Annotated in this window: 13 protein-coding genes; 3 read left to right on the top strand and 10 right to left on the bottom strand. The window is 28.9% G+C overall.

Going from position 1 to position 11,279, the window contains the following annotated elements; translation table 11 throughout:
- Position 1 precedes the first annotated feature (1 nt).
- From ACVC3Y_RS11200 to ACVC3Y_RS11185, 4 genes are read right to left on the bottom strand one after another with little or no spacing between them, the layout of a single operon-like run.
- Positions 2-1,117 carry an O-antigen ligase family protein gene (locus ACVC3Y_RS11200; RefSeq protein WP_303423578.1) on the bottom strand — a complete coding sequence of 372 codons (1,116 nt, stop codon included), beginning with the start codon at positions 1,115-1,117 and terminating at the stop codon, positions 2-4.
- Complete coding sequence (gene murJ / locus ACVC3Y_RS11195; RefSeq protein WP_452226936.1) at positions 1,114-2,451, bottom strand: murein biosynthesis integral membrane protein MurJ; 1,338 nt, start codon at positions 2,449-2,451, stop codon at positions 1,114-1,116. The genes ACVC3Y_RS11200 and murJ overlap by 4 nt, the downstream gene beginning before the upstream one ends.
- Before the next feature lie 4 nt (positions 2,452-2,455).
- On the bottom strand, positions 2,456-3,403 hold the full coding sequence (locus ACVC3Y_RS11190) for a glycosyltransferase family 2 protein (protein ID WP_452226935.1): 948 nt from the start codon (positions 3,401-3,403) through the stop codon (positions 2,456-2,458).
- Positions 3,404-4,498 carry a glycosyltransferase family 4 protein gene (locus ACVC3Y_RS11185; RefSeq protein WP_452226934.1) on the bottom strand — a complete coding sequence of 365 codons (1,095 nt, stop codon included), beginning with the start codon at positions 4,496-4,498 and terminating at the stop codon, positions 3,404-3,406.
- A 442-nt stretch (positions 4,499-4,940) separates the two neighbouring features.
- Between ACVC3Y_RS11185 and ACVC3Y_RS11180 the strand changes: the two genes are divergently transcribed.
- A complete protein-coding gene (locus ACVC3Y_RS11180; protein ID WP_452226933.1) occupies positions 4,941-6,461 on the top strand; it encodes a T9SS type A sorting domain-containing protein in 1,521 nt (506 codons plus the stop codon).
- 55 nt (positions 6,462-6,516) lie between these two features.
- On the opposite strand, the gene ACVC3Y_RS11175 is transcribed toward ACVC3Y_RS11180, so the two are convergent.
- Positions 6,517-6,885 (bottom strand): hypothetical protein, encoded by a 369-nt coding sequence (locus ACVC3Y_RS11175; protein WP_452226932.1) that lies wholly within the window; start codon positions 6,883-6,885, stop codon positions 6,517-6,519.
- A 3-nt stretch (positions 6,886-6,888) separates the two neighbouring features.
- Positions 6,889-8,088, bottom strand: a complete 1,200-nt coding sequence (locus ACVC3Y_RS11170; protein ID WP_303423569.1) for an alanine dehydrogenase — start codon at positions 8,086-8,088, stop codon at positions 6,889-6,891.
- 117 nt (positions 8,089-8,205) lie between these two features.
- Here ACVC3Y_RS11170 and ACVC3Y_RS11165 point away from each other — a divergent pair, with 117 nt between their 5' ends.
- Positions 8,206-8,808, top strand: coding sequence for a hypothetical protein (locus ACVC3Y_RS11165; RefSeq protein ID WP_452226931.1), 603 nt, complete (start codon positions 8,206-8,208; stop codon positions 8,806-8,808).
- 2 nt (positions 8,809-8,810) lie between these two features.
- Entirely contained in the window at positions 8,811-9,437 is a 627-nt protein-coding gene (locus tag ACVC3Y_RS11160) for a hypothetical protein (RefSeq protein WP_452226930.1), read from the top strand.
- 8 nt (positions 9,438-9,445) lie between these two features.
- On the opposite strand, the gene ACVC3Y_RS11155 is transcribed toward ACVC3Y_RS11160, so the two are convergent.
- The 4 genes from ACVC3Y_RS11155 to tsaE all read right to left on the bottom strand — a co-directional run bounded on the left by ACVC3Y_RS11155 (position 9,446) and on the right by tsaE (position 11,187).
- A complete protein-coding gene (locus ACVC3Y_RS11155) occupies positions 9,446-9,805 on the bottom strand; it encodes a hypothetical protein (protein ID WP_452226929.1) in 360 nt (119 codons plus the stop codon).
- 148 nt (positions 9,806-9,953) lie between these two features.
- Positions 9,954-10,481, bottom strand: a complete 528-nt coding sequence (locus tag ACVC3Y_RS11150; protein WP_452226928.1) for a hypothetical protein — start codon at positions 10,479-10,481, stop codon at positions 9,954-9,956.
- Positions 10,441-10,587: a hypothetical protein gene (locus tag ACVC3Y_RS11145; RefSeq protein WP_452226927.1), complete on the bottom strand. Its 147-nt coding sequence runs from the start codon at positions 10,585-10,587 to the stop codon at positions 10,441-10,443. The genes ACVC3Y_RS11150 and ACVC3Y_RS11145 overlap by 41 nt, the downstream gene beginning before the upstream one ends.
- 195 nt (positions 10,588-10,782) lie before the next feature.
- Entirely contained in the window at positions 10,783-11,187 is a 405-nt protein-coding gene (tsaE, locus tag ACVC3Y_RS11140; RefSeq protein ID WP_303423559.1) for a tRNA (adenosine(37)-N6)-threonylcarbamoyltransferase complex ATPase subunit type 1 TsaE, read from the bottom strand.
- Positions 11,188-11,279 lie beyond the last annotated feature (92 nt).

Raw genomic sequence — 11,279 nt, 5'->3', positions numbered from 1 at the left:
ATTATTCTGTTATTAAGTTTTCATTTTTTTCTTTTTCCATACTAAATCGAGTATATAGCCAAATAGTAAAAAATAGAATGATATAGTTATAAAAATAGTTATGCGAAACCATTAAATAGGATGCCATTATTAATGACATATAGAGGTATTCGGGATGTGTAGTAAAGTATCTCAGACTTTTAAAAATCATACTAGTATAAAAAATCACCAATAGTAAAAAAGGAAGTATTCCTGCTTCTCCTAAAACCATTAAATAGGTGTTATGAACACCAACTTTAATACCCAAAGTGTCTCCTTGATGCCCTTGCATGGACCCGTAACCATTACCAATTATAGCATTGTTAACAATAGCATCTGTATAAAGTGCCCAAGTTTCTTGTCTTGATTCTCTAGTAATAGTAGTAGTTTTTACTTCTCCTTCACTAAAAAAGCTATTAAGTGCATCAAATCGATCTTTATTTAGGTTAAAAGCTGGCGTATTAATTATTATAACAATACCAATTGCACCAACCATCAAGCCGATAATATTCTTTTTGTTTGCAAATAGAGATGTTATATTTACAAGTAATAGAAGTAATAGAAAATAACGGGAAAGTGTTGCAATTCCCGCCAGAGTGCATATTAATTGCGCGAGTATTTTATATTTTTTATTTGCTAATCTATAAGTAAATGCAAAGCCTAAAATACAAACCAATCCTGCGCGATTGGGGTTTATGTAGAAACCAGCATATCTACCGTATTCATCTGAAAAAACCAACGCGTTTAACACAACACTCAAAGCACCAATAACTAAGTAAAAACAAGCTTCTGCATTTGTTGTGTTTTTTGCAACTTCTGTAACAGATAGAATAAATAAAAAATATCTAAAAATATCTTTTATAAAGGTCTCTAATTCTCCAGAAAAACTGAATCCAGAAATAGAATAGTAGAGTATTCCTATTAAAAGTAAGGCTAACAAAGGTTTGCTTTTTTTAATAAAGAAATAGTATAATGCTAAGGAAACTAAAGATAACGCTGCTGCTAAAGAACCTAAAGCAGGGTTAAAAGATATTAAACCAAAAGTTGGTAGATTTAATATGGTTAATGCAAGAATGGTATGTTTTAGTATTTCTTTCATGTAGCTAAAACTTTTTGTTGGTTTGTGGTATATTTTAAATATACTAAACTTCTAAACATTTGTAGTAATGCGGTACATAAAGCGATACCAAATACACCATAAAATTTCATTAAAACAACATCTAAAATTATATTTAAGATAACCGTTGCAAAAGAAATATATGCCATAAAAGCATTTTTATTTATACTCGTTAAAAATCGAACGATAATGTTTCCGCAGATGGTAAAAGGTAAACCAATTAAAAACATACGTTGAATATTTGCTACTACTTTGGTGTCTTCTGAAGAAAATTCATTTCTTTCAAAGCATAAGGCAACTATAAAATCGGATAAAAAGATAAGTACAATACTAACTAGAATTAATCCAATAAATAGTCTTTTCAAAATATAGTATAAGGTTTTAAATGCTTCTTCTTTATTGGTTAAAGATAATTTAGAAAAATAGGGTAGAAGCACATTGCCTAAAGCCATTACTATAATAGCTGTAAAAAAAGCAGGAATACGTAAACCATAATTTAATGCGGCAATAGATCCTATAATAAGTTGCGCAGCAAAAAACTGATCTGTAACCGAAATAAGACCTGTTAAAAACCCAGAAGATACCTTTGCAGGAACTTGTTTAAACATGGTTTGTGTATGTAAACCAGAAAAATCTGGAGTATCTATTTTTAGTATGCCTTTATTAATGGCAACTATTAATAAAAAGACGAATTGCGAAATACTACCAATAAGCATTCCTATTGCGAGTACTTTTTCTTGTAGCTGTTCTTTAAAAAATAGTAAGCAAATTATCATTGCAATAGAGGTGAAAACCGGATATATAGATGCATACCTAAATTCGTCGTATACATTTAGTAAGCCACTTAATAAGGATGCAAAACCCCAAAACAGGATGCATGGTAATAAGTAGTATAACTGTATTTTAATTAAACGGTAGTAATCTGTTGTGTGTCCTTCAAAAAATGTTTCTAAAAATACGTCTGTAAATAAATAAGAAATACCAATAAATATTAATGCAATACTTAAGGTTACAATGAAACTTGAGGATTGAAATGCACCAATGCGATTTGTAGATTTTTTTTCGGCAATATAATTAGGAATAAATACCGATTTAAAGGCATTTAAAAATACTTCATTTATAAAACCAGGTAGTAATGCAGCTATAAAGAAGGTATCTAAAAGCTCCGATAAGCCAAAAGATCCAGCAACAATAATCTCTTTGTAAAAACCTAAGCCTTTTACAAAAATGGCAATAATAGCAACCGTAACAACATTAATGACTGTTGGGTTTTTTATTGCTTTTTTAAGCGTTTCTATGTAGTTGGTTAATTTCAATAGTTTAAAATAATTTTTTTAAAGGCCAACCTATAGTAAAACAAAATCGTAGTAGTTTACTTTTAATTGCTTGTTGATAATCTTTTAAATTAAATTCTAAATATTGCGATGCTCTTAATAAAGTATAGATACGTTTAATAAAAAGTGTTGGCTTTTTAAATATATAATCTTTGTAATACCAATTAAGAATAGATAAAGAATAAATAGCCATACCAAAAGCATCTTTTTTATGATTTTGAATAGAGATGGCGTTTTCTGTATCTAAATAATAAGTTCGTAAGGTGGTGTTAATATATTTTGTTTCAAATCCTTGTTTGGCAATTAGTTCCCAAATAACTCCTTCTGGAATATACCCACGAGAAAAAATACGATCATTAACTTGAATGTTTTTTAATATTTCTGTTTTTGTAAAACCCCATTTTTCGGATGCATTTGGTTGTAACATCTGCTGTTTGAAGGTGTTACTATAGTATGGCGATTCTTTAAAAGGTTCTCCAACTAGGTTTCCAAATTGGTCGTTACATAAACAAGTTACTCCACTAATATTTTCTTTTTTTTCTTTTGGAATAGCATCGTATTCGTCTTTAAAAACTTGTAAAGCATCTGCTGTGCATTCGTCATCCGAATCAAAAGGTAAAATAAAGGTACCTTTAGCGACTTGAATTGCTTGCATAAAACAAGCCATTTTATGTTTGTTATTTGTATTGTTTATATAGTTTACCGGAAACGTAGCGGTTTTTATTAATTCTAGAGCAACTTCATGTGAGTTGTCTTTAGACCCATCATTAATCATCACCAATTCGAAATCCTTAAAAGTTTGTGCATTTAATGATTTAAAAACACGCTCTAAAGTATCTGCTCTGTTGTAAACAGGAGTAAAAACCGTAAATGTATAGCTAAAGTTTTGAGACTCTTGCTTTGTATATGTTGGTAATAAATTAACTAATTGCATTTATTGTAAGATTTTATAAATTAATGTTTTCCATTGGTTTGCTATAAAATCGGCTTTAAATATGGTGGTGCTTTTTATTGCTTTTTGTTTAAATTGAGTTTGTAAATCGGTGTTATTTATTAGTAGCGAAAGTTTCTTTTCTAAATATAATTGATCGTTAATAGGAATTAAAAAACCATTTTCACCATCATTAATTATTTCTGAAGGTCCAGAAGGACAATTGGTTGCTATACAAGGTAAACCAAAAAACATCGCTTCTATTAATGCATTTGGGAAACCTTCGTAGTTAGAAGGAAGCACAAATATTTTTGCATTATTGTAATAATAAGATACATCTTTTATGTTACCAATAAAATCGATACTGTCATTAAGTTTTAAAGTGTTTACAAGGTTTTTATAATCTTCCTTTTTACTTCCTTCACCAATTAATAAAAGTCTCCAATCTTTTCTTTCTATAGCACCAAACGCACGGATTAGCAGTTCTTGGTTTTTCTGATTTTCTAATCTGCCAATACAAATAATTTGATTCGTTTTTTTTGCCTCTAGGTCCCTTTTTGCTACCAATTCTTCAGCTAAAGGATTATTGATAATTTTTATTTTACTTTCTTTTATAAATGAAGTGAAATAGCTTTTTATGTCTTCGGTTTGTATTATTAAAGTATCGGTTTTAGGGTATATTAGCTTTCTTGTTTTTACCCAAAAATTGCTAATGCTTCCAAATTTTGGATGAATACGCTCACTAATTATAGAAGGAATTCTAAGTCTTTTAGCAACTAAAACGCTATATATATTTGCAATTGTGGTGAAACCAATAAGGATATCTGAATTCTCCTTTGAAATTATTTTTTTACAAGTATTTATTAAATGGAAGTGATTCGTTATCGATTGAAAAAAAGTAGGTGCGCTATTGTAAGTCTCTTTACAGAAAACAACTTTAATGTTTGTGTTTAATGGATAAAAAGGTTTGCACTTGTATAAAACCACAATAACGATATCAAATTCTTTAATGAATTGATTTGCAAGTGTAGAAACTACACGCTCCGCACCTCCAGCTTTAAGGCTAGGTATTATAAAAGCAAGTTTTTTTCTTTTCAAGAAATTCTTGATTGTAGGATTAGGTACTGAGGGAAATACATAATCATGATTAATAGCTCAATAAAAATAGTGCTTTTTTAGATTGTAGTGCTAATACTTTAAACTTATTAGATGAAATACCTCTTTTCTATATAAACTGTATTGTTATTTTTCTTACACACAGATAGTCAGTTATTTAAGTTTTTTTATTTTTTTTTAATTTTTTTCCTTTTTGAAAAATCCAATCTATATTATCTTGCGTATATAGGTTTTGATTTTATCTTTTAAAGGAGTCTAATGTTTTGATTATTTGTTATTTATGATAGATAAACACTTACAAATAATAAAATAAGTAAGCATAAACTTACATTTTATATGTATTTCATCGAAAAAAATGACTCTTTAACCTAGAAATGAAATTGAAATTATAGTTTAGTCAAAGATTAATAGCAAAATCCCTGAAATGAAGAAAATTTTAATTACTAAATTTCTGTTCAATAGAAATTTAACAAAAGCACTATTGGTTGCGTTTTTAGCCTGTAGTGTACATGTAAAAGCCCAAAACTACCCAAATCAAGTTATACTTTCAACAGTAAATTATCAATCATATCAAGCTCCTACAGGAGAACTTCCTGCGTATTTAGAATCTTTTACAGAAGATTTATCTGGAAGTACAATAACAAGAATAAGTGATAAAAATGTTTTTGGAACAAGTTCGATAAGAATTCGACACAATTATGCAAAAGATCAAACATGGAATTCTGACGGTTCTTTAATTAAGTTGGCTGGTTATCCAGCGGCTATTTTGGATGGAGAAACTTTTGATTTTTTATTTTGGAGAGATATTCCTTCTTATGGAAGATGGGCAAATACAGAGCCTAATTATATGTATGGAACACCTGGTAATCAATTTGTAAAATTTAATGTACTTAATAATACAAGAGTAACACTAAAAACATTTAGTGAGTACTCGAGTTTAGACTTTGGTTATGGAGAGGGAAATCAATCTAACGATGATAAATACGTTGGATTAATTGGTCAAAATGGAAGTGATAGAACTTTAATCGTTTATAATATAGAATCTAATCAAGTTGTAGGAACAAAAAATATTGGATCTAGTGGTGATTTAGATTGGTTTTCGGTTTCACAATCTGGAAACTTTGCGGTTGTTTCTTGGAGAACAGATGGTTCTGGACCTACTGCAGGTTTAAAATCGTATGATTTGAATTTTGAAAACGAAAGACATTTATACGACATAACTGCTCATGGTGATTTAGGAATTGATGCAGCAGGTAATGATGTTATGGTTGCTTATGAAGGACCTAATGGATGGAACAATGATTCTTATGTTTATTCGGCAAGATTGGATGGGCAAGGTGTTACTCCTTTATTTCAATATCCGGGAGGAATTTGGGGAGGTCATATTAGTTGTAGAAATACGGATAGACCAGGTTGGGCTTATGTTAGTGAGCAATGTTGTACAAGTCATGATGTGGCGTCTAGAGAAATATTTGCGATTAAACTAGATGACTCCGGAATTATTGAACGCTATACAAAACATAATAACGATGTGTCTCCTGGTAATGGACACTCTACCATGGCTGTGCCAAATAGAGATGGAACAAAAATACTTTTTGCAAGTAATTGGGACGACAGTAGCATTATGACAGATCCTAATCCTCCAGCTTGGGTTTTAGAATATCCACAAACACAATTAAGTACAGAAGATCAAGAGGTAGAAGCTAATCTGTTATCCGTTTTTCCAAATCCTACAGATAATGTTGTAACTGTTAAAGTTTCAGGCCAAAACAATTCTATTTCTGCAATTCAGTTACATGATATATTAGGTAGATCTTTAGTTAATAACGTAATTAATAATAAAAATACAATAACAATAGACTTATCTACTTATCCAAAAGGAGTTTATGTATTATCTGTAAATATTAACGGAAAGAAGCAAACGAAGAAAATTATAAGAAATTAATTATCAATTTCGGTAATTAAAAAAAAGCTTCCTATATTAATTAGGAAGCTTTTTTTTACCATTTAATATTTTGTAAGGTTGCAATGCTATCACAGTTTTCTACAGTAAGCATTACTTCTTTATCGTTAATATAGCTTTCTATAGCGTAAATACCACAAGGTTCTTGTCTTGTATTACTCAAGCTAAAATCTACATCTCCTTTTAAAAGCGCATTTTTAATTGTTGTGCTATCTGCTTTGTTTTTGGCAATAAGAGCAACAATTGCTTCGCTATAGACTAATGTTTTTGTGTTTATGTTTTTAATAACTCTTGCTTCAGGACCATAAGCACATGAAGTTTTTTTTCCGTTTAAAAAAAAAGCAAGAATAACTAAACCAATAGAGAATCCTCCAAGGTAATAACCAATACGTTGTATTAATTTCAAAATTTAAAAGATAAGTAAGTTAATATCACTGTGTTTTAAGTCGAACCATTCTCCAACCGATTTGTTCGTTAAAATTCCGTGGTAAAAGTACAACCCATTTTTTAAACCTTTATCAAATCTTAAAGAATTTTCTAAACCACCATCTTCTGCTATTTTTAAAAGATATGGAGTAAACATATTGCTAATTGAAATAGAAGCGGTTCTAGCAAATCGAGCAGGTATATTTGGAACACAATAATGAATGACACCATGTTTAATAAAGGTTGGGTGTTTATGTGTGGTAACTTCGCTAGTTTCAATACAACCTCCCATATCAATGCTAACATCAATAATTACTGCACCAGATTTCATATTACCAACCATGTTTTCTGTGACAATAATTGGAGCTCTATTTTTTCCTCTAACCGCACCAATAGCAACATCACATCTTTTTAGTGCTTTTGCTAAATTTTTAGGCTGCAATGTAGAGGTGTAAATCGTCATTCCTAAATTGGTTTGCATTCTTCGTAATTTAGTAATAGAATTGTCGAATACTTTTACATTTGCACCAAGTCCAATAGCACTTCTGGCTGCAAATTCGCCAACAGTACCAGCTCCAATAATAACAACTTCAATAGGAGGCACACCACTAATATTACCAAACATTAATCCGTTACCTTCATTTACATTACTTAATAGCTCAGATGCAATAAGTACTGCAGAAGTTCCTGCTATTTCGCTTAAAGAACGCACAGCTGGGTAAGAGCCATCTTGGTCTCGAATAAACTCGAATGCAAGTGCTGTAATCCGTTTGTTTGCTAAGGTTTCAAAATATTTCTTGTTTTGTGTTTTTAATTGTAAAGCAGAGATTAAAATGCTTTGCGGATTTAATAGGTTTATTTGTTCTAGAGTAGGAGGCTCTACTTTTAAAACAATAGGACATCCATATACTTTAGCAGTGTCGTTTGTGATTTTTGCTCCAGCTTCGCTATAATTTTTATCACTAAATTTGGCTCCTTCTCCAGCGCCAGTTTCCATTAAAACCCGATGCCCATTGCTAACAAGTGCCGAAACGGCATCTGGAGTTAAACAAACTCTTTTTTCTTGAAAAGCAGTTTCTTTAGGTATACCTATAAAAAGATTCCCTTTTTGTTTAAAAATCTCTAATGTTTCTTCTTGCGGAAGTAATTGTTGCTTAGTAAAAGGCGATAAAGGTTTAGACATATATGTACCAATTAAGTTGGTTAGTCAAATTACGAATAAATTTAATTTATATAAAAATTAAAAATTAAAAGATTTCTGTAGAAAATATGCTCTGTTTTTTGTATTATTATACTAGATATGAAAAACATTATTGCAAATATAAAGGCATTAAAAACAAAAGATGTAGTTGTTGCTTTGTTAATTTTGGTTTTGCCTTTTTTGTTTTATTTGTATAAACTTGCTCCAGATACTCCAATTTGGGATACAGGTTGGTTATTAATAGATTCAGGTATCTGGGAAAGTGCAAATTTATATTTATGGTTGTTTTGTACCAAACTATTAATAATTATTAGTTTGTCAATTTGGTTTGTTACTTGTAAACATTGGTGGCGATATGTGATTTTGGTACCATTGATTATAGAATTATTTAAGTTTAGTTCTTTTTATAAAAAAAGTGAGGTCATTGATGAAATAGAGTATTTACAAGGTTTGCCATTTATAATTCCAGTCATTTTGTTTATTCTTTTTATTTCAAAAAAAATAAATTATTATTCTAATTATATTGATTTGTATAATGAAATGAATAATGAAGTAGAAAGTATATTGTCTGATTTAGAGTATAATAATAATAGCTTAGTGAAAGAAGAATTTAAAAATCTTAAAAAAAAGAAATCACTTTTAAGTAAGGTAGAATATAAAAATGAGTTATTACGTTTAAGAAAACAATTAGCTGAAAAATAAATATGAAAAAACTATTTGTATATAGTAGAGTAAACTTTTTTAGTGATTTTGTTATTATACTGATTATTGTAGTTTCTCCTTTTTTGTTCTATTTATATACTTTTTTTCCAGAAAATGTAATGGAATGGAAAACAATGTTTTTTTATTTAAATCTAAGGGGCACTGGTTTTGAGTTAGATACATTATTGTGGTATTTTAGTTATAAGATTTTGACTACAATAATTTTTTGTGTTTGGTACCTAACTTGTAAACATTGGTGGAAATATTTAATTTTGGTGCCAATATTTATTGAATTAAATAAAATCACTTTGGCTTTTTATGAGTTTAATTATGATATAGAAAACTATACGATTTTTTATAGTTTAATTTTAAGCTTTCCATTAATAATGGCACTTTTTTTAATCTCTAAAAAATTGAATTACTATTCTTTATCTAAAACTATAAATAAACAAATAGACGAGGAAATAAACCTATTGACAAACAAATTTTATAATTATAATAAACAAGATTATAAAGAGTTAAAAAGAAAATTATCGGAGTTAAGAAAACAAAAAGTAACTCTAGATAAAAAAGAATATTTAATAAAGTTGATAAAATTACGCGAAGACTTTTCTTTTAATTCGAATTAGAAATAAGTTTATTTCGTGTCAATGTTTTTTAGTTCCATTAAAATCTCATCTAAAAGCTGTTTTTTTTCAGTACTCCATTTTTCACTTAACCTTTCATTTATATATTGCTCAATTTCAAGGTTTGTTTTACTGGATTTCTTTTTAGGATCTTCTAATAACATTTCTCCTTGACCAGTAATTAGCCAAACTAAATTTATTTGTGGATATAATTGTACAATTCGCTCTATAACATCACTTCCAACAGATGCATTGTTCTTTTGCATGCGTAATATATAGCCATTTGCAGTACCTATAGAAATATCAAATTGTCTAGCGCTAATACCTAAGTGTTTGATAACTAGCATTATTCTGTGGATTGTTTTGCTCATGTAATTTATTTGTATTCGGTTTACGAAGAAAATATTCTATAAATATACAAATAAATTATAATTACGGAAAAACCGTAATGTAAATTTACGAGGTTTTTGTATTAAAATAATTGCTTTTCTGGTGTAGGTTTTATCTAAAAAAAGAATGTTAAAAATACTGCTTCACTTTTCCCCAAACTGTTTTAGGTCTAACGGTAAATTCTGCTTCTAAGTCTTCTAACGTTTTGTTTGCTGTGTTTAATTTGTCAAACATTTTTGCTCTTATTAAATAAATGGAAGGGATAATAATGACCATTATTGGTAGTAATATTAACCATTCTTTTTGATCGGCAAATTTTAAATCATCATCGAGCACAATGATTATTTGATAAATAAACATTCCTATTGGAATTAGCAAAGTATGGTACCACCAATGGCGACAAGTGAAGAACCAAATTATTATTAAAAATAATGGAACTACTTTTCCTGTTAATGTCCATGCAAGAACAGCAATATTTTCATAATATGAACTATCATATGTAAAAAAATAAGTGTCCCAAACTTTTACATTTGGGACACTTTCGTATAAGTTAAATATAAAAGGAGTTAAAGCGATTAAAGTAGCAATAATACTACCTAAAACCACTCCATTATTTTTAACGGCTTCTTCCTGGTATTTTAATTTTACTTTTTTCAACTTCTGTTGTGGTTTGTCCATCAATGTCAATAAGATTTGTTGCTTGAGCTGTAAACAATACTCCTCCGAAAATTGCAATTGCAATTAAATACTTTTTAGTTTTCATAATTATAAGGGATTAAATTAATTAATACATTAAAATTATATAAACACTGACTCTCAATTTTGTGCTAAATGTTAAAATTATGTTAAAATTAACAAAATTCGCTTTTTTGCTTACGGATTATCCATAAAACAAGTAAGAATCATAAAAAACACGTAAGAATTTACTTACTCAATCATTATTTTATATAGATTTAGGTTACTTTATTATAATCTTTCTACTTTCATTTTCATTTAGTTCTAAAAATACATTTGTAGTATTTTCAGGCATAAATTCTACAGCTAATTCTGGCCATTCTATTAAAACCCATTGGTTTTGTTGTACGTATTCTTCAAAGCCAAAATTGTATAGTTCATCAATTGTATTAACTCGGTATAAATCAAAATGAAAAATACTTGCATTATTATATCGATATTCATTAACTAAAGAGTAGGTTGGACTTTGTACCTCATCTGTACTTCCTATAGCTTTAACTAAGGCCTTTATGAGTGTTGTTTTGCCAACTCCCATGCTACCATGAAATAAAATAATTTTACTATCACTATTTTTTAATAGTGTTTTAACAACTTTATCAAGATCGTTAATTGTGTAGTTTAACTCCAAACCTATCTTAAATTAAACATGCAATATTAAGCAAATATTTCATTAAAAACTAATTTTTATGTATTTCATCGATTTAAAACGTATTACGTCTA

The sequence above is a fragment of the Lacinutrix cladophorae genome, assembly GCF_053604645.1.
Note: the sequence above shows the minus strand (reverse complement) of the source record. Positions and strands in the feature narration are given on the sequence as shown.

Excerpts from the sequence above, each read along its gene's own strand:
- ACVC3Y_RS11155 (WP_452226929.1), bottom strand. The coding sequence starts at position 9,805 with ATGAGCAAAACAATCCACAGAATAATGCTAGTTATCAAACACTTAGGT.
- ACVC3Y_RS11200 (WP_303423578.1), bottom strand. The coding sequence starts at position 1,117 with ATGAAAGAAATACTAAAACATACCATTCTTGCATTAACCATATTAAAT.
- ACVC3Y_RS11180 (WP_452226933.1), top strand. The coding sequence starts at position 4,941 with ATGAAGAAAATTTTAATTACTAAATTTCTGTTCAATAGAAATTTAACA.
- ACVC3Y_RS11160 (WP_452226930.1), top strand. The coding sequence starts at position 8,811 with ATGAAAAAACTATTTGTATATAGTAGAGTAAACTTTTTTAGTGATTTT.
- ACVC3Y_RS11165 (WP_452226931.1), top strand. The coding sequence starts at position 8,206 with ATGAAAAACATTATTGCAAATATAAAGGCATTAAAAACAAAAGATGTA.
- ACVC3Y_RS11145 (WP_452226927.1), bottom strand. The coding sequence starts at position 10,587 with ATGAAAACTAAAAAGTATTTAATTGCAATTGCAATTTTCGGAGGAGTA.
- ACVC3Y_RS11170 (WP_303423569.1), bottom strand. The coding sequence starts at position 8,088 with ATGTCTAAACCTTTATCGCCTTTTACTAAGCAACAATTACTTCCGCAA.
- ACVC3Y_RS11190 (WP_452226935.1), bottom strand. The coding sequence starts at position 3,403 with ATGCAATTAGTTAATTTATTACCAACATATACAAAGCAAGAGTCTCAA.